The 19,254-nt window shown below is 31.5% G+C and carries 19 protein-coding genes and 1 pseudogene; 6 read left to right on the top strand and 14 right to left on the bottom strand.

Features of this window, described 5'->3' with window-relative positions; all coding sequences use genetic code 11:
- The first annotated feature begins 9 nt into the window (after window positions 1-9).
- The gene (locus tag GKR88_03970) at window positions 10-1,434 is read left to right on the top strand and encodes a hypothetical protein (protein QMU63514.1); all 1,425 of its coding nucleotides are present in this window, start codon (window positions 10-12) and stop codon (window positions 1,432-1,434) included.
- Between the two features lie 247 nt (window positions 1,435-1,681).
- Here the strand turns inward: GKR88_03970 and GKR88_03975 are convergent, their stop codons facing one another.
- The 6 genes and pseudogenes from GKR88_03975 to GKR88_04000 all read right to left on the bottom strand — a co-directional run bounded on the left by GKR88_03975 (window position 1,682) and on the right by GKR88_04000 (window position 7,818).
- Window positions 1,682-1,993 (bottom strand): hypothetical protein, encoded by a 312-nt coding sequence (locus GKR88_03975; GenBank protein ID QMU63515.1) that lies wholly within the window; start codon window positions 1,991-1,993, stop codon window positions 1,682-1,684.
- Between the two features lie 98 nt (window positions 1,994-2,091).
- Window positions 2,092-2,592 (bottom strand): hypothetical protein, encoded by a 501-nt coding sequence (locus GKR88_03980; GenBank protein ID QMU63516.1) that lies wholly within the window; start codon window positions 2,590-2,592, stop codon window positions 2,092-2,094.
- A gap of 243 nt (window positions 2,593-2,835) precedes the next feature.
- A pseudogene (locus tag GKR88_03985) lies at window positions 2,836-5,516 on the bottom strand (TonB-dependent receptor).
- Window positions 5,489-6,268, bottom strand: a complete 780-nt coding sequence (locus tag GKR88_03990) for a GLPGLI family protein (protein QMU63517.1) — start codon at window positions 6,266-6,268, stop codon at window positions 5,489-5,491. The pseudogene GKR88_03985 and the gene GKR88_03990 overlap by 28 nt, the downstream one beginning before the upstream one ends.
- A gap of 66 nt (window positions 6,269-6,334) precedes the next feature.
- A complete protein-coding gene (locus GKR88_03995; GenBank protein QMU63518.1) occupies window positions 6,335-6,601 on the bottom strand; it encodes a hypothetical protein in 267 nt (88 codons plus the stop codon).
- Between the two features lie 51 nt (window positions 6,602-6,652).
- A protein-coding gene (locus GKR88_04000; GenBank protein QMU63519.1) for an IS3 family transposase occupies window positions 6,653-7,818 on the bottom strand; the annotation gives its coding sequence in 2 pieces (ribosomal slippage) (window positions 6,653-7,569 and window positions 7,569-7,818; 1,167 coding nt in all).
- Between the two features lie 207 nt (window positions 7,819-8,025).
- Between GKR88_04000 and GKR88_04005 the strand changes: the two genes are divergently transcribed.
- Window positions 8,026-8,343, top strand: coding sequence for a hypothetical protein (locus GKR88_04005; GenBank protein QMU63520.1), 318 nt, complete (start codon window positions 8,026-8,028; stop codon window positions 8,341-8,343).
- 1,220 nt (window positions 8,344-9,563) lie between these two features.
- Here GKR88_04005 and GKR88_04010 read toward each other — a convergent pair.
- The 7 genes from GKR88_04010 to GKR88_04040 form a co-directional block, all read right to left on the bottom strand.
- Window positions 9,564-10,442: a hypothetical protein gene (locus tag GKR88_04010; protein QMU63521.1), complete on the bottom strand. Its 879-nt coding sequence runs from the start codon at window positions 10,440-10,442 to the stop codon at window positions 9,564-9,566.
- A gap of 298 nt (window positions 10,443-10,740) precedes the next feature.
- Window positions 10,741-11,139, bottom strand: coding sequence for a hypothetical protein (locus GKR88_04015; GenBank protein ID QMU63522.1), 399 nt, complete (start codon window positions 11,137-11,139; stop codon window positions 10,741-10,743).
- A gap of 86 nt (window positions 11,140-11,225) precedes the next feature.
- Window positions 11,226-11,570 (bottom strand): hypothetical protein, encoded by a 345-nt coding sequence (locus GKR88_04020; protein QMU63523.1) that lies wholly within the window; start codon window positions 11,568-11,570, stop codon window positions 11,226-11,228.
- Entirely contained in the window at window positions 11,546-11,788 is a 243-nt protein-coding gene (locus tag GKR88_04025; GenBank protein ID QMU63524.1) for a hypothetical protein, read from the bottom strand. The genes GKR88_04020 and GKR88_04025 overlap by 25 nt, the downstream gene beginning before the upstream one ends.
- Window positions 11,789-11,816: 28 nt before the next feature.
- Window positions 11,817-12,704 carry a tyrosine-type recombinase/integrase gene (locus tag GKR88_04030; protein ID QMU63525.1) on the bottom strand — a complete coding sequence of 296 codons (888 nt, stop codon included), beginning with the start codon at window positions 12,702-12,704 and terminating at the stop codon, window positions 11,817-11,819.
- Entirely contained in the window at window positions 12,691-13,635 is a 945-nt protein-coding gene (locus GKR88_04035; protein ID QMU63526.1) for a tyrosine-type recombinase/integrase, read from the bottom strand. Before GKR88_04035 ends, GKR88_04030 begins: the two co-directional genes overlap by 14 nt.
- Before the next feature lie 396 nt (window positions 13,636-14,031).
- Window positions 14,032-15,315, bottom strand: coding sequence for a hypothetical protein (locus GKR88_04040; GenBank protein QMU63527.1), 1,284 nt, complete (start codon window positions 15,313-15,315; stop codon window positions 14,032-14,034).
- A 140-nt stretch (window positions 15,316-15,455) separates the two neighbouring features.
- Between GKR88_04040 and GKR88_04045 the strand changes: the two genes are divergently transcribed.
- Together GKR88_04045 and GKR88_04050 are read left to right on the top strand one after the other, a co-directional pair.
- A complete protein-coding gene (locus GKR88_04045) occupies window positions 15,456-15,776 on the top strand; it encodes a helix-turn-helix domain-containing protein (GenBank protein QMU63528.1) in 321 nt (106 codons plus the stop codon).
- A 55-nt stretch (window positions 15,777-15,831) separates the two neighbouring features.
- Window positions 15,832-16,110 carry a hypothetical protein gene (locus GKR88_04050; protein ID QMU63529.1) on the top strand — a complete coding sequence of 93 codons (279 nt, stop codon included), beginning with the start codon at window positions 15,832-15,834 and terminating at the stop codon, window positions 16,108-16,110.
- Window positions 16,111-16,114: 4 nt separating this feature from the next.
- Here GKR88_04050 and GKR88_04055 read toward each other — a convergent pair whose 3' ends face one another.
- Window positions 16,115-16,672, bottom strand: coding sequence for a transposase (locus tag GKR88_04055; protein QMU66637.1), 558 nt, complete (start codon window positions 16,670-16,672; stop codon window positions 16,115-16,117).
- Window positions 16,673-17,049: 377 nt separating this feature from the next.
- Here GKR88_04055 and GKR88_04060 point away from each other — a divergent pair, with 377 nt between their 5' ends.
- Complete coding sequence (locus GKR88_04060) at window positions 17,050-18,045, top strand: transposase (GenBank protein QMU63530.1); 996 nt, start codon at window positions 17,050-17,052, stop codon at window positions 18,043-18,045.
- Between the two features lie 119 nt (window positions 18,046-18,164).
- A complete protein-coding gene (locus tag GKR88_04065; GenBank protein QMU63531.1) occupies window positions 18,165-18,911 on the top strand; it encodes a hypothetical protein in 747 nt (248 codons plus the stop codon).
- Window positions 18,912-19,254 lie beyond the last annotated feature (343 nt).

Consider the following 19,254-nt stretch of genomic DNA (forward strand, 5'->3'; position numbering starts at 1 on the left):
CAAATACTGATGAAAACAAATACAATTTTAAAAACGTTCCTATACATCGCTTTCATAAGCATAAGCATATCCTGTGTAAAAGACGGAGATTTTGAAACTCCGAATGTCAGCATCCAAGAACCTGTTGTAACAGGAACGGAAACCACTTTTAATGCTGTTTTAGCTGCTTATAACCAAGCGATAGCTAATGGGGCTGCATTTGTAACATTTGATCAAGATATATATATCACCGGGTATGTAATTTCCAGCGACCGGGCCGGGAATTTTTTTGAAGAACTCATCATTCAAAATAAAACAGATGATAGCAATCCTGCTGCTGACCCCAGACTAGGCCTTAAAATTGAATTGAACGTTGCCAGCCTGTTTCAGACCTATCAAATAGGCAGAAAAATATATGTCAAATTAAATGGTTTAAGTGCAGGGATGTCTAATGGGGTTTTAACATTAGGCAAAGGAAGTGACTTAGATCAAATACAACCCTATGAATATCAGAATTTCATTTTAAGAAGTAGCGAGGTAGCCACTCTTACTCCAAAAGTAAGTACCATAACTGCTTTGACAACTGCTGACCAAAATACGCTTATTCAATTAGATAATATACAATTTTTTAGAGATCAGCTCGCCTTGACTTACGCAGGTGAAGCAAGTGATCAGTTTGACGGGTTTAGAACTTTGGAGAATTGTACGGGCAATACTACGATTTCTTTACAAACAAGTACTTTTGCAGATTTTAAGTCTATCCGGGTAAATCAGAATAAAGGTAGTATACAAGGAATTTTTAGCAGGGATTTCGGAAATGATTTTAATGTGTTTGTTGTCAACAGTCTTTCGGATATAAACTTTACAGATACGAACAGGTGTGATCCTATTGAATTAAACTGTGGTCTTGCTGCTGCCGAAGGGTCGAATACCTTATTCGAAGATAATTTTGAAACCCAGGCTACATTTACCCCGATTTCCGGTAACGGTTGGACCAACTTTATTCAGGAGGGAACTAAAGCATGGGAGGCGTATAGCTCCGGGGGTTCCAATGCCTCTTTGGGTATATCTGCCAGAATAGGATCTTTTAGATCCGGTGATGCCAGTTCAATTGCCTGGCTGATATCTCCTCAAATAAATTTTGATGCTCAAACCGGTGAAACATTGACTTTTCAAACATCAAACAGCTTTGCTGACGGCAGTACCTTAGAATTATTATTTTCTATGGACTGGGACGGAACTACTGCAAATATAACCTCTGCTACATGGGGTATTCTGCCTGCAGCCTATATTACGCAGGATACAGACTCTTTTGCTTCCTGGTTTAGTTCCGGGATTGCAGATTTATCCTGTGCTACCGGTAATATATATATCGCATTCAGATACAAAGGAAGCGGAGATGAGGGTTTTGACGGAACATATGAGTTAGATAACATTAAAATAAAATCCAATTAAGAAAATTTTTTAAAGAACTTATCTTGACTTTTTCTATTTCCTAAAAAATGACTGAAATTCACCTATATTTCGTTACTTTTCTTACCTGTAGCACTGCTATAGCTTTCAAAAAGTGCCTTATCTAGTTAAATTTCAGTTCATTTTCGGTTAAAAACAAAAAGTCGAGATGAGTTCAAATTATATAACTAACTCATTATAATTTGTCATATATTTTTTGTATCTTGTTGTATGGGATATTCACTAGATTTCAACAAGTATTTAAAGTAAAGCAAAAGGAAGGTCTCACTTTTGAGCAAACCAGTAAGAGATTTGGCATTCCAAGACGAACACTTTTTAGATGGCAATTATCTATCGCACCTAAAACAAGAGGTAACAAACCAGCAACAAAGATTGATAAGGTATTACTCTCTCTAATTAAAGGAACCATCCCGGGTTCCTGGAAGGAATTTACCAGAAAACTCCCGATAGAAACCTCAGCAACATAAAAGAAAATTCCCAATACCCCTAACATCAAATTTCTTTGAGAAAAAACCTGAGCATAACGGTCAAGTACAAGCACAGTAGCAGATTATACGCACTTAATTTACAGATAGCAATAGTTAAATAAACGCAATAGCCTTTTGAACCTGTATCCAAACTGCTATTGCGTTTACCTTTTTATGGGCTTTTAATCACAAGATTAGCAGAGAAGGTTCTACGATGTACTCTAACTTCAAAGCAATTATATCTATCAGCCATATCTTTGATAAAATCTGTAACACAACTTTCACTTCTACAAGTTTTACAATGTGTCCAATTTCCACAATCATTATCATCTCCACCACCACCGTCATCAATTGGGGCGTATGTAAAATGTTCTCGTGATGCATATAAATAATTGTTCTTGAAATAAAATTTTAAATCATTGTATTTATTCTTTTCTGATTTAGATATTGATTTTGCTTCATTGAGCAGTTTCATTAATGTTAAAGTTGAAGACTCATTTTGTATAGTGCTTTTAGTAATTTTTGTGTTGTAATCTAAAATGCCTTTAAGTTCAATATTACTTAAATCAATTTTGTCTTGTGTTATTTCATCGTTCTGAGAACAACTACTAAATGTAATTATTGCTAAAAACAACCCAATAATCGCAGTTAATTTAATTTTAAAAAGTTTCATAATATTTAATTTTAGAGGAAAAATCTTTTTCATTTAGACTTTTCTAAGTTAATAACTTTTCTACTCTTTCGATTTTCGTAACGTGGCATAACGACGGTCTTGTATAAGCATAGTAAGGGATTGGTAAGTTGTTAATTTCAGTATAGAAATGACCTGAACAAACATAAAATCACATTTGGTTCGGGGCTTTTAACCCTTATTATGCTTATACGTTGTTGGTAGCCGTTTTAATTCATTCGTTTTTTAAAATCTATATTCCATTTTCAAAAGTACAAATCTTGGTAATAATCTGTATTGAGTCGTTGATGTTCCTATGTCGCTAACTGAGAAGTTCTTAAACCTTTCGGTATTGAAAAGGTTTTTGCCTTTAAGTCCCAAAGTCAATTTGTTTTCAATGAGTTTATATCTTAAGTCAAAATCTAAAAAATAATAGATATTATCGGTTTGTAAATTTCCAAAGTAGTATCGTTCCGTTTGTAATTGAAAATCCAATTTTTTATTAAATACAAATGATAAATCTAAAAAACTTACATTGTCTGTAAATGAATTATTAATGGTGGTTTCTATTTCTATTGTATTCCATTTTGTGCCAATATGATAATTGAAAATGCCACTAAAACCAGAACGTAATTCAAGTCCATAATTGTAATTGTTTGAGGTTACTTGTCTTAAATTAGAATTATTAACAATGTTTTTAAATTCACTTTGTGAATAACCTAAGTCTAATTTTAGATTTGATGAGATAAACTTAAAGTAATAATCTAATTTTGAATTAATACTTATAAATTCTCGGTCTTTAATTAGAATTTTTTCAGCCTGTGTGTAGTTTTGTTCTATTAAGGTATTTGTAGAAAAGAAATCGTGATTTTTGCTGTAAAGCAGAAATGTATTGGCAAAAAATCTGTCGCTCCAATTTCCTAATTGGTAATTAAAAACCAAACTTGATGCATCTAACTGATTAAAATTTCCTGTGCCTTTTGAAAAAGAGCGAAATCCCGTCAACACAAAATCGCTGTAAACATCAATTATTTTCGCATTTGTGGTGTTGTGCGAATATGAAGAAATAATTTTGTTCTTGTCGTTTATTTTCCAGTCGAAACCAATACTCGGATTTATAAAGAATGGATTTTGATTGGATGTAGTATTGTTGTTTTCTATTTGATTAAAAAGTTGATGAAAGTCTAATTTTCCTGTAAGTCCAAAATCTTTTATTTTTAAACGGTATTTACTTTTAAAATATAAATCGTTAACTTGATAGTTCGTTTGGTTTTGATAACCGTTAGGTTGTTCCAAAACCATCTCATCTTCTGAAAGTGAAAATGTAGTTGATAGTGCGTCCTTTCTATATTCATTACCTAATTGAAGTTCTAATAAATGACCGTTTTCTTTACGGTTTAACAGGTGTGCGTTTACACCTGCAAATTGCATTTGGTTTCGCTTAGTTGTGATACATTGTTTGCGTTTGAATTACTTGGAAACAAATCTTGATAGAAGAATTGATTAATTGTATAGTTTTGTGGTATTTTTTCGTTTATATATCGTCCTGTAAACAGGAAAACTTTGTTTTCTTTAAATTTGTTTGTGTAGCTTATTTTTTGGTCAAATAAGGTGTTTCTGTCGTTTAAACTTTCAACTGTTTGTTGGCTATTAAAATTCAAATTACTTGTGTTTTCAGTATCTTGATTGTTATATTTCGTTGTGACTTCAAGCATTTTAGTTATTGAAATATCATAGGTTAAATCTATTTTTCCGAAACCTATAAATTTCTTTTTCCGCAATACAAAATCGTCGGTGTTAGTAAATTTTATTCCGTTAATGTTAAAATTTTGAACGGAATTTCTAAAAAAATCATTTTCATCCCAATTAAAAAAACCAAGTGTTTTAATCTTTAATTTTTGGGTTGGGTTAAAAACAGCATTTAGCGAAACCAACTCTGCATTGTTAAAATTGGTTCTACTTTGTTTAAAATTGAGTTGGTTTGGCGAAAGGTTTAAAAGTGAGTTCACATTTTGGTTATCTCCTATACTTGCCGGTTCATTAATTCTGAAAGGTCTTATTAAGTTTTCTATATCGCCTGTAGAATTGTAACCAATACTGTTTAAATTGGTCAAAAAGTAGTACTTGTTCTTTTTGCCAAAATTTGCAAAATTCCCTTTTACTTGATAAAAATTGTCATTGCCAATACTTGTTTCTATATTACCGAACCAAATACGTTTAGATTTTTCGTTAAGCTTTAAATTTAAAGCTACTTTATTACTTTCTTCAACACCTTTTAGTAATCTGTTGTTAGAATAGTTTTTTAAAACTTCAACTTCTTCAATAGGATAAGCTGGCATATTTTTGGACAGAATTTTGTAACCTCTTTCAAAAAGGTCATCTCCATCTACCATTAATTTTTCAATCTCTTGATTGCCTATTTTTATTGTGCCATCTGTATTGATATTAACTCCGGGAATTGTTTTTAAAAGTTCTTCAACGGTTTGTTCTGTACCTTTTACATAATATTTTGTTTTATATGAAATAGTGTCTTTTTTAACAGACATTGGTAATTCTGCTTGAATAATTACTTCGTCTAAGTTTGTTGCTTTTTCCACAAGAACTATATCTATTTTCAGCTCTTTTTGTTCTTTTTTCAAAAACAAAGGGATAGTTTTAGCTTCGTAACCAAGTGATGAAAATACTAAATTGTATTTACCGACTTTTTTTGTTTCCAGTCTATAATTACCATTATCGTCTGAATAGGTGTAGGTTATTATAGATTTTGAAAGACTGTCTTTTAAAATTACGCTAACAGAATACAAATTATCTTTACTGTCTGTAACAGAACCATATATTGTGGTTTGAGAAAAGCAAACATTTTTAAAAACTAAAAACGCAATTATTGTAATACCAAAGGTTAATCTTTTTTTGTTTCTTCTTCCCATTCAAATTCTGTTTCTATCCCCTTTCTTTTTTTGAATGAAGATTCAATAATTTTTGTACCCCTTGGAAGTTTTGATAAAGTTTCTTTTATCATCTTATTATAAAAATTATCTTTTTTTGTAACAAATTCCTTTATCGAAATAGTATCAGTTCCTATTTCAATATTTATTTTATCAATACAATTTTGACATTTATATAGTTTTTTAAAAATAAAGTTAACTTCATGTTTTTCGTCATGTGCCTCTAAAATTAAACCTGGTAAACCATTTAATTTCCATGGCCCTGTTGGTACTGGGTATTCCTCAGTAAACCATACTATGTAATTCCTTCCTCTATAGTATCCCTCTGCTTTTTGGCATTTTACACTTCCAATAAACTTTTTTTCATTAGTTAGTTTCCAGTTAATAACTGACTTACCATCTATTACTTTAAAGTTTTCTTCTAAAAAAGGCTCTCTGAGAATAAATTTATTATCTAAATAATTATTAAATACTCTTGTGCCAATAGTGTCGAGAAATATTTTTTTAATTTTTATTTCATTCCCTTTTTCATTTGAAACTTCCTTTAATTTTTTAGTTTTTTGAGTCGTAGATTTCCATACAAATAATGACTTATGTTTGTCAAATAAAAGATAAGTTTTTATTCCTGTTGTATCTATTGTGTTTTTTGTAAAAGTATAATATTCCACTTTAGTTACTTGACCTATCAAAAAGTTTAAATTAAATAATAAAAATATTGTAATTATATTTTTCATCTTCTTATTTATGATTAAGTTAAGCCCAAAATTTAAACTAAATCTTGGGCATTTTTAAGGTCAATCTTACCAAAAAGCGGCAATTATCATGGAAAAAAATTGTTCACAAGAATACCCATCAATATGAAAAACTGTATAATATTCATATACAACTTCTCCATTTGAAATAACTTGTTGTGCTTGTCTAATTGTACAACTATCTAGAAATTCTAAGCTATTACTCATTTCAGTAATGTTTTCAATCTCTATTTTAGCTTCTCTTTCAACTGAATTATTTGCAAAAGCAAACGTCCCTACCAGCGTAAAGGCTAGTACAAAAAATATTTTTTTCATCGTTATTTGTTTTTAACTGTTTGGATATGCAACAAAAAATGGTACAAAAAGTTAAGCTACATTTTTGATTTGATATAATTTTTCAAATTCGATGATATTTTTGTAACCAAGAGCAGAATGTCTTCTGTATCTGTTGTACCAAGTTTCTATGTATTCAAAGACTTTAATTTGAAGACTTTTGTTGGATATAAACTTATTGTCTATCATTAGTTCTGTTTTGATTGTTTTAAAAAAAGATTCAGCTACTGCATTATCCCAACAGTTTCCTTTTCTACTCATACTGGGTGTTACATGATAACTTTTAAGGATATTAACAAACGCATGAGATGCGTATTGTACACCTCGATCAGAATGAAAAATCATACCTTCACAAGGCATTCTGTTGTTTACAGCCATTCTCCATGCAGCAATGATAGTTTGTCTTGCTTTGAGTCCATTGCTCAAAGACCAACCAATGACTTTACGATCAAACAGGTCAATAATTACCGTTAAGTACAGCCATCCTTGTGCAGTCTTTAAATAGGTAATATCAGAAACCCATTTCTGTGCAGCAGCGGTAGCTTTAAAATCTCTATCCAATACATTATCAGCTACTGGATATTGATGCTTAGAATCTGTCGTGACAACAAATTTCTTTTTACGAACTGCTTTAATCCCGTGTTTTTTCATCAATCGTGCTACCCTAGACCTATATACTTTAAACCCTTTAGCTTTGAGTTCCTCTGTAATTCTAGGACTTCCATAAGTAGATTTACTTCGCTCACAGATACGGTGAATCTCAGAGAGTAGCATACGATTTTTTCCATCTCTATCTGATGGAACATAATTCTTACTCCTGTAATAACTGTTTCTACTAATTTTAAAAATTTTACACATCTTCCCAACCGGATATTCTCTACTGTAATCTTTGATAAATTTCAATACTTCCGATCGCTCTTGGAGAAGATGCTCACGGCCTTTTTTAAGATATCCCGCTCCATGGTAACATCCTTGAGCTGTTTACGTAATCGCTCTAACTCTTTCTGATCTTCTGTGAGTTGTTTGACGCCATTACCGCTAAAAGCTAAATCAGGACGCTGTTCTAATTCTCTACGCCATCTGTAAATAAGATCTGCACTGATTCCCAATTCCATGGCAATCTGCTTTGTGTTACCTCGTACATTGCTTAATTCTACTGCTTTAATTTTAAACTCTTTACTGTATTTTCTTCGTTTCATATGGTTAAGTTATTTTAGATAAAATTAGCTTAACTCTTTGTCACTCTAAATGTAGCAAGTCCAGAATACATAGAAACTTGGTACAACAGATACAGAAGACATTCTGCTCTTGGTTACAAAAATATCATCGAATTTGAAAAATTATATCAAATCAAAAATGTAGCTTAACTTTTTGTACCATTTTTTGTTGCATATCCAAGCTTTAGGATTGAACTTTCCGATCATTTTAAGAAAGAAGCGAAACGGCTTAGTAAAAAATACCGGTCATTAAAAACCGAACTTAGCGTTTTATTTGACAAACTGGAACAAAACCCAACATTAGGTACAGTTTTGGGTAGTGATGTGTACAAAATACGGTTAGCCGTTGCGTCTAAAGGTAAAGGCAAAAGCGGTGGTGCCAGAGTGATTACCTATGTGCAAGTGGATGACACCACCGTATTACTACTATCCATTTACAACAAAGGAGAGAAAGATTCCATCTCTGACAAAGAAATTAAAGAGCTATTAGATAAGTACACTAAGTAAAAAGCTCCGTGTTAAAATGACCTTTATATATTTCTAAATTTAATCTTATAACACTAACTACCGAGCCTCCAAAAACAATATATCTGGTGGGGTATGCTCTGGTAAGCTTACGTAATTTCTTTAACGATATTTTTTCTTTCATAACAATATGAGCTTTTAAGATCATTTTCTTTTGGAAAAAACAAATCTAAATACCTAGCCCTAAAAAACAGAAAACCACACCTCTTACAGTGTGGTTCTCTTACCTATGAAAAAGAAATATTAACAAGTAACCTCTTTATTTTCAATACCTATCCCAAATTTGGAACTCTTTTGTCCTAGTTTTTCGACTAGCGATTCTTATTAGTGATTATCTTCATTTTGTAATACCAAAGTACTGGATAAATAAAATATAAGGATACCAAATACTATGAAAAGTAAATTTCTGATAATACTAATTGTATCTATATTTATATTACTAATAAAAGCCTTAATTAATTTAGAAATAACTTGAATTAAAGAAAGAGTAATTAAAAAAATACCACTCCAAACTTGTAAAATTATTTTTAGATAATAATACCTGATCACTACTAGCGCTAGCATTGCTAGTTGAAAAATAATTGGAAAGATAGCACTTGTTATCCCAGTAAAATAAGCATACAAATTATATAGAATCATTATAGAAAGAAATGCTATAAGTATAAGTCTAAAAATTTTGCTTTTAAATTTCACTCGTTTATTCATCATAACTTTTTAAAAATTAGAATCAATCCAAAAATTATTGACATTAATATTATTGCCCATGTGTAAACATGACCTTTCCAAGAAAGAATATTTGAATCTTTAAATCGAATAGGTTTTTTTCTATTTAACTGATAAGTTAGTAATATCAAACCTATTATTATAAATATAAGTCCCGTTATTAAAGGATTAGTAATTATAAAGTCAATTATTCTTTTCTTCATGTCTTTATGATTAAAACCCTAAAACCGTTCTAGTCATACTAATTAACATATCTAGTGTAGAAGAAATTATTACCTCGCTACTTTTATTTGTAATAACTTCTGAAGTTTTCAATTTTTTAACAACTGAACCAGCTGCATGACCTAATGCTGCATTTGTAACAGCATCAGTATATTCATCGACAGCTCTATCTACATTTCCTTCACTTAAATGTAAAGTACCTTTTGTAACTTTAGCTCCTGCAGAAACACCGTCTGCCGTCTTTGCTAATGGAACTGTTACAGTGCTGATGTCCCACCTGAAGCAAGAGTTACAGCTACGGATGCGTCAGAGACATTGCCAGCAACTTCATCTGTTTTATCAGCAGCAACATAAACCATACCTTTAACTACAGTTCCAGATTTTTCTTTTACTTCTTTAACAAATTTATCTTTCGACTTTTTATTAGCTTCAGCTCTTTCATTTTTTGCGTTTTCTACTACCTTATCATCTACACTTTGCAGTTCTTTTTCTCTTTGAATATTAAAGGCCTCTTTAAATAGCCCTATAAATGAATTCATTATATCTTTTGCTGCTTTTTTAGCTTTAGCAACTATATCATCATCACAGTTGCCATCAGGACAACCAAAAGGTTTCATACCGTCTGGGTCTAAAAAATAAATAGGATTATTAAACGCATAGTTATAAGGTGAGTGTCTACGCATTTCTTCTGCTTTCGGGTCAAGATTCATCCAACGTCCCAAAGCAGGATCGTAATTACGAGCCGTAATATCATACCAGTTTAAACCCAGTTCTTCATTGTATTCTTTTCCTCCAAACATTCTTTTTTCTGCAACACTATTTCCATTGGAATTTACCACATTATTAAATCCGCGCATTTTGAGTCCAAATGGCATGTAATGATTCTCTTGGATAATCTCGTCTTGAGATATATCCCCCGATGCATCGGTATCTGTGTATGATAGTCGTACATTACCTAAGTGGTCTTTGTATTGATATACATATCCGAACTTGCCATCCTCGTTTTTTACATACCCTTCCGGCTGATTAAAGAACTGTAGTGCGCTTACGCATTTTTTTTCTCCGGTTGCCTTTTTTTGGCACGGTATCTCCCCTGAGAAGAAAAATTTTTGATATGTTATTTCGGTTGCTGTCATAGCTGATGCTAATATATAAAAAAATTCCGGATACCTGTTGGTTCATTGGTGGATTTGTTATCGGTAATTGGTAGTGAGTATTGAGTACTGAGTATTGGGGGGAACTTCCGTTTTAAAAAGATGAGGATTTATAGTGGGGCCGAAGCCAGGGAGATAAATCGTCAGCTTTTTAAAATGAGACAAGCGATAGCGCGTTCAGCAGGGGAACTACATAGTTTGTTGTAAGTTCTTTAGCTTCTGATATCTAAAATGATTTCCGTACTGATTTTAAAAACTGTAAACTCATTTTAGGATTTAACTAAAAAAACGGTAAACTTTTTGTAGGATGATAGCCTACTATGTATTTTCCTTTTTTGATTGGTACCGCACTGTTTGTAGAGGCCAACGCCGATTGAGTGTTCTGCGTTGTACGCAAAACCAGCGCAGCGAAAGCGCAGCGCCAAAGCCGACGTGGACACATTGTCTGCGAACGATTAAGTGAGCAGCGTGGACGCGCCACAAGCATTTTTTTTCTCCTTATTATAAAAATAATAAATCGATTAAAAAAAAATGCGCAGTAGGCTTTGGCACCAGCGGCTGCGCCCGATAAGCAGCGGTGGATTTTTGTAGGCGACCCATAGGAGCCGTCAGCAAAAATACAGAGGAGCTGCGAGTGAGCGGAGCAGAAGCAGGGAGGCAGCAGCTTTTTTTTGGACAAAAACGGCTGTAAGCCGATGTATTTTTTTTTGGCCAAAAAAAAGTGCTGCACAGAGGGGCGTAGCGAACACCTTACAACCCTTTAAATTAACTTCTTTTCTTCTTTCTATCGGGGTTCATCAGTGTTGCAAAAAAGTCAGTTACATACACCTTGTTTGTTAATTCGTCAATCAAGTAAATAATCTTGACTGTTTTGCGTTTGGTAATACGATAAATCAGCGATCTAAATTCTTTGTTAAAATGGGCTAAATCTTCTTCTAAACTTCCTCTTTGAGGATTAACATTTAAAGACATTGCTAACGCTATAATCTCATCAGATTTCTTATTGGCACTTTCAATAGAGTGATTTTCATATAAGTGAACCAATAAGCTCCAGTAGTACTGTTCTGCCTTTGATGTAATCTCTACTAAATAGCTTGATTGTTCTTCCAATTGTCCAGTTGATTTTTAAATTCCTCGATCGGTCTTGTTTCTCCACTTTCTATGGATTTTAAAGATTCTTCTGCCCTTTGTTGTAAATCAGATATTTTAGTGGAATAAAAAGTACTCGATTCTTGTTCAAAAATACTCTTGATTTTTGCTAAAACACTCTCCTTTTGAGTTTGTAATAACATCTGCATCAATTCTAGCTTTGTGGTTTCAATGTTCATGACTTTCATTTTACACAAATTTAAGATTTTATTGTATTGGATGGAAGTTATTTACAATTTCATGTAAAGATTCTAAATCGTTTTGTACATAACGTTCTGTAGAAGATATATAACGATGCCCTGCCATCACTTGAACTTCTCTTAAATTATATTGTTTTAACCAGTTTGTAATTACACTTGCTCTTATTTGATTGGAACTATTTACTTTATGATTTATCTTTTTTAACTTCTTTAAAATAAACTGGATTGTATTTCCCAAGCGTTTGTTACTTGGAATAAAGATTCTATCAGTTTGTAGTTGTTTTCTATCTATAATTTCTTCTCTAACTTCTTTTATATATTCTAAAAATTCTATGACTTGCCAGGGTTTTAATTCTAATGTTCTTGAGTTACTTCTTGCTCCACTTTTTATATAAACTTTGCCTTTATAAAGTTGTAAATCTTCGAGTTCTAATTGTATGAGTTCTGTTGTATTTAATCCTTGATAGACTAGTAAACCAACGATTACTTTATTCCTCTTTGCACACAGTCTGTGGTACTTATCTGCGACATTGTCGCTTTGATAACTATAATATAAATCTTCCAATTCATCAGATTCTAAGATGTTGTAATTGACTGTTCTTTTGATGCCTTTAATGGTGGTAGTTTCTATCGGGTTATCTGGCCGCAAGGCGACAGCTATTAAATAGTTTAGATAGCTCTTTATGATTCCAAGTTTATGATTTACCGTCTTTTTATTAGTATTCTTTCTTTGTAAGTGTTTAATATATTTCATACAAGTTTTGTAATCTATTTGCTCTGGAGTTGTATGATTTCTCTTGCACCAAGAATTAAATTTCTTTACCTCGTTTGTATAACTATCTATTGTTGTTGTTCTATAATTCTCTTTCTTTAAATATTCTTTATACCCTATCATCTTCTATTGTTTTTAATAAATGAGTGTACAGTTGTGTAGATTCCAAGCTACTGTGGCCTAAAAAGGTTTTGATAGACTCTAACTTTACTTGTTGTTGTAATAAGTGTGTTGCAATGCTATGCCTTAATGTATGTAGTGTAATTTTTTTTTCTACAATCTCCTTGTTATTACTTGCTTGTATAATTTTCTGCAATCGGTTTGATAAACTCATTCCGCCCATTCTCTTGCCTTGTTTACTAATAAATAGTGCTTCTTCACTTCGACTTCGCTCAGTGCGAGTAAATTGTGGTCGTGATTCAAAGACATAGTCTTCTAGGATTTGTAAATTGTATCTATTGACGGGTATTACCCGTTCCTTGTAATTCTTTCCTTTTCTAACGTGTATGCGCTCTTTATCAAAGAATATATCTTTTATATCTAGGCTGACGGCCTCCGTCCTGCGTAATCCACAACTGTAAAAGATTACTAAGATGGCTTTATCTCTTAATCTATAATGCTCATAATTATGACTATACTCTGTTGCTTTAAAGAGTTCTTTAATTTCTAATTGTGTAAGTATATTGATTCGTTCTTCTGTTGGATTCTCTTCTGTTTTTAAATGTATATTGAAGTCTTTGTAGTTGTGTTGTTTTAAATATTCTCTAAATTTCTTAAGAGCTTGTTGGTGTTTGTTTAAGTAACTTTTACTTAAACTTCCATTTCTTGTTTGATTGGGCCTTTCTTGTAAATAACTATAATATTCTTTGACTGTCTTTGTACTAATATCATTGATACTTTTAATACTACTTTGCTCTAAATAATAAAAAAACTCCTGAAGATGTAAGGGTAAACTATACACTGTACTTTCTGCATAACCTAAGATGTCTAACCATTCTTTAAAGTTCTTCACAAAGATTTTATAAGGTTCGTTTTGTAGTATTAATTTTTTCATTCTTATCGTTTTTTATTTTTTACTCGGTATGTGTTTTTTGAAGCTTTGTTGCGAACCTTATTTAATAAACTGATTGTTAATTAAATAACTTCGCAAAAATGCTACTTGCGAAGTGGTTGCGAACTTGCGAGGGTGCGTGTCGTACAGACAAGTATTATTCTTTACCTTTTATTCTATCTATACAGTCTTGTAACGCTTTATTTATCTGCGCTTTAAGGTTTGTATATTCGTCTATATCAACAATTTCATAATGATACATTTTCCCTTTTTCTGCTTTTACGTATCTTATATAACCTTCTAATAAGAGTTGTTTAGTATAGTTTCTTAATGTACTTTCTTTGAGTCTTAATTTTCTTCTAATTTCAGAACTTGTAAACGTGGTTGTATTCTCTTCCTTTAAGTATGTTTTAGATTCTCTAAGTGATTTCTACAAGCTCCTGTTAATGTATCTGACTTTCTTAATAATACTTCTATAATTAATTCATTTGCTTCTTTAATGTCTTCTATTTCTGTTTCTATGTATTCTTCTCCAGTTTCTTTATTTACTTTGTGTTCGCGTTGGTATTGTTTGTAAAATGTGATGGCACTTATAAATCGTAAATAATGAGCATTGGTTCTTCTTGGTTTAAAAACGGATTGCGGAAGCTCTAAATATTCTGCATACGGATTAATCACTTTGATGGGTTTTAAAACTCTCTGTATATTCTGCAATAAGCTTTTGGCTGTATGCTGTAGGCTTTCATCTACTTTTCCTGCAATGACTAATCGCTGATAATCCATAATACGTTTGTCTTGTTTTTGGCTTTCATCTATGTATAATAAAAAAGAACGATTGGCATTGTCTTCGTAAATAGTCTCTTGGGTGGTAGCGCCTGCAAAACAAACAGGGCCTTGTACTTCTAAGGGAATGGTTTTACTCTCTCCGTTTTTATCTTTATGAACCACGCGTTTTTTAATCCATTTCTTACTAGCAAATTCTCTAATGGTATACAATACTTTTTGTACGCCGTCTAAATCTTCTATCATAATAATTCGATGAGAGAGCTCTGTTTTAGCAAAATAGTACAAAGCATTTGCAGATAAAGTAGTTACTTCTATAATATCTTCTTCTGGCATTAAAGCTGCTATAGAAGATTGCAGGTGTGTTTTACCTGTTCCAGAACTTCCCAAAGAAATACAGTGCAAAGGATTGTTGGTTTTTCTTGACGTAAAAATTAAATACATCAGCAATCTATTAACGTCTTCGCCAATAACTCCAGATTCACTGATGTATTTGTTGGTTCTCTCTAGCAAGTTTCCCTGTCTTAAAAATTCTTCTGATTCTGCAATTTCTTTAGCTGTTAACTCTTTTGTGTAGGGTTTATAGGCTTCTGCTTGTTTGTCTAATAATAAAAATCTATAATTCTGTAATTCGTGTGTGAGTTCTTGTAATACTTTTCTTACGATACTTGTTCCTATTTCTAATCTTTCTGCTGATTTTCGTACTAATTTCTCTACTTGATTATCATTATACAAGTCTATACTTTGCCTTAAAACGTTATGCTGTTTGGGTTTCTGTATGCTTATTGTTACTCGTAGACTTTCTAATTTGTTGGTTCTAATTCCACCTAAAATATGGAGTTCTAAATGTTTTGTAGTGTACTTGTAGTTGTTGGTGTTACTTGTGTCTAAAATATTCATATATGGATACTTTTAAAGTGCATTGAAAAATCTAAGGTATCCACAAATGAGTAATAAAACAATATCCATATTTGGATACTTGCTCTTAATCCCTTATTTTTACAGAAAAATTGCACGAATCTTTTTTTAAAACACCTTTTATGAACTTAATTTTATCTGATTTTATCCAAAACCTAAAGCATTATAGAACTAAAAAAGAGCTTACTCAAAAACAATTGGCTAACCATTTAAGGATAGGTCATGGAAATATTGCACGGTATGAACGTGGTGAAGTGGTACCAAAACTAGATGTAGTATTGGCGATTGCTAAAAAACTAGAAGTCTCTTTAGATGCCTTATGTGGACTTGATAAAGAAAAGGATACTGAACTAACTCTTTTAATACAAAAGTCTCAGAAACTTGCTTTAAAAGACAAAGAACTACTAAAACAACTTATTGTAAAATTTGTGAACTTCAACTAATCTTTTTAAAAGCTATTTTGTAAATTAGTGCTATTATAAATACTAATTTTTAGCTATGAAGTTTCACATTAAAGATGAGCACGATTTTTTTAAGCATTTTGGCAAACAAACAAATGAAAGCTTAACATTACCTAATGACCAAAATTGCCCTTATAAATTTGAAGAAAATATACGTCTCTTAGCAGCGCATTATGACAATACCACAGAGGCTGACCAAGGTTTCTTTTTTGATTTTGAACAAACTCCTGAATATAAAATGGTTTTAGACTATTTGGTTACTTTCTACAATTGGAATCTTGAACAACCTTTTTTTATTAGAAAACCCAAAGAGTGAAAGCCTATTCAAAAAATCCTGTACTATCTATTTCTAAAATAGTAGTATCATCTGCATAATTCCTAGCACTTGAGTATTTCCAATCAATAGAATTTGTTACAAAACCACTCTCTACAGGATTGTTATGTATATAATCTATTTTCTGTTTGATAACTTTTTCACTCCATAACTCTACAGGTTTATTATGATGTTGCCAAAACTGATATTTAGAGATATTTCCCTGTTTCTTTCCTGCTCTTTTAAACATCCATAATAACCATTCTTTTCTACTTTCTTGTGGATTGTTTTCTATAGCTTCTATAGTTTTCTTTGAAGTATGTCGTTTAAAATCTCTTAATAATTCTGAAGGTTCGCTATTTGATGAACGAAAAATAAAATGTACATGACTTGGCATAAAACAATAACAATACAACTCCATTCCTTTTTCCTTTCTACAATAATTTATACTGTCTGCTAATACATCAAAATAGACTTGTCGTGTAAAAACATCTATCCAATTGATTGTTGCAAAACTCACAAAATATAAACCACTCTTATTATAAAATTTATAATTTCTACTCATAGCATTGCTAAAATACAAAAAGCTACGCTTTGCAGCATAGCTTTTTGTTGTTATCATCTTTGACGCCACTAGTTACAAACTAGCGGGAGCCTTTAGATTAGCAAATAGAAATAATTACTTAAAATAAAAACATAATAGTTATGATGAAATTTCTTTTTTTGCTTCTTTTTTTCTTTGTTAATAACTCTTATTTTGTTGATAACCAAAAACACAAAAGAACGGAGTGAACTTTAGCGGCCAGCTAGCTTTTTAGAGCCATCCCCCGTATTAGTCTCCGTTCTTTTTAAAAGTTACTTAGAACCATATAGAATTTCAGTTTCTGCCCTTATTAAAGGTCTTAGTTTAAGTAACTATTATTAATATCTAATTACAAAATTATGAAAACAAATGAAATTATCGGAATCGATGTCAGTAAATTATTAATTGATGTTTGTATCTATTCTAAACAAATTGTTCAACAGTTTGAGAACAGTAAATCTGGATTTAAATTAATGCTAAAGTGGAGTTTTAAAAATTCGTCTTTCTCTAAAGAAGAAACCATGTTTGTATTTGAACATACAGGAATGTACTCTCATTTATTATCTGTGTCTTTAACTGAACAAAAATTATCTTTTTTCATAGCTTCTGGTTTAGAAATTAAAAGATCTATTGGTATTGCTCGTGGAAAGGATGACCAAATTGATGCCAAACGCATTGCTCTATATGGGTATCGATTAAAAGAAGAACTTAAACCCAGTAAGCTACCTAAAAGAAGTATATTACAACTAAAAAGTCTCTTATCTTTAAGGACAAAACTTAACAAACAAAGAGCTGGTTTTAAAGTTACTTTGAAAGAACAAAAAAGAATTTATAAAGCAAAAGAGTATAAAATAATCTTTGACGTTCAACAAAAAATGATTGCAGAACTAACCAAACAAATACACAAGATTAATACTCAAATGCAAGCTATTATTGACCAAAATATAATGTTAAAAGAAACCTATAAACTTGTTACTAGTGTTAAAGGTATAGGAATGCAAACTGCTATAATGATGATTGTGTTTACTGACAATTTTTCAAAATTTGAAAACTGGAGAAAGTTTGCCTCTTATTGTGGTGTTGCTCCTTTTCCTTACCAATCTGGAACTAGTATTAAAGGACGTACAAAAGTCTCTCATTTGGCTAATAAAAAATTGAAAGCAATTATTAATATGTGCGCTATTTCTGCTATACAACATAACCCAGAAATGAAATTATACTATCATAAAAGAATAAAACAAGGCAAAAGTAAAATGAGTACCGTTAACATTATTAGAAACAAATTAATAGCAAGAGTGTTTGCCGTTGTCAAACGACAAACACCCTATGTAGATACTTTTAAATTTGCTGCATAAATTAGTAAAAATAATATCTCAACTTTTACTTGTTTTTATCATAGAATACGGGGAAAGAGGTTTCTACGATTGAAAATCTAGTAACTGATTCTGCTAACTACGGAAAAACAAAAGTTACTTTGTATTATCATGCGCTTAGAAATGGTTTGGTGTTTTGTGGAAAATCTACCTTTAATAAATATGCATCTGCTTTAGGGTATATAAAACCAAAGCGTTTTAAGTCTGAAAGAAAAAAAGGATTGAAAGCCAATAGAATTTTTGAATGGTTACATGTGGATATTACTAACGTGAATACAGTAGAAGACGGAATACAAAAAGTAGCTTTTGTAAAAGACAATTTTTCTAAAGCGATATTACACAAAGCATCTACTAATGGAAAAGCTGGAAGCGAGTTTATTAAAAAACTTTTTCAAGAGACTTTTGAAAAGTACGGTTTATACAATGCTGTAAAACCCATTAATATTTTATCTGATGGTGGAAGTGAGAATAAAGGAGAATTCTTAACGTGGATAGATAGCATAAAAGCACCTCCAGTAGTTACCAAAATAACAGCACAAACCAAAGACTTTCCTTTTTCGAATTCTATGTCTGAGAGTACACACAGTATTTATAAAACTGAATTTCTACATGGAAAATATTCTCTTAATGAAAAATCACATCTTAAAGATTTAGAACGTTTTGTTGAATATTATAATTACCATAGATTTCCCACAGAATTATATGGATTAGCTCCTATGGAAGTCATCCTTGGCAAAATTCCCAACAAACATTTCTTCAGAGAAAAAATACAGGATGCTAGAAAAAATAGAGTACGAACCAATCAAGAATTTAATGCTTGTGTAATTCCTATAGGGTGTAATTCTTAAAATACTTCAAATAAACTCATTTCCTAGATAACTCTGGTTACGATTATATAAAATTCACTTTATAGTCATGAAAGAACATAGAAATATCCACTATTAAATATTCCTATGTCTTTATAAATTTTCAACTTATGTCATTTCCTTAAAACCCTTGTCATTATTGGAAAGTTCCAATGTTGGAACCTTTTTGTCGTGGTTTTAATAGTGTGTGCCACGCCAAAGACAAACTGTTTTTTTGGGCTTTTTTTACCGCTTTGCGGTGGGGCTTTTTGTGGTAATCAACCACAAACATTTTTTTTGTTTTTTCTTCTTCTTTTACACTGCTTTGCAGGGCAATTTTTGAACT

This window comes from Flavobacteriaceae bacterium (assembly GCA_014075215.1).
Taxonomy (GTDB): Bacteria; Bacteroidota; Bacteroidia; order Flavobacteriales; family Flavobacteriaceae; genus Polaribacter.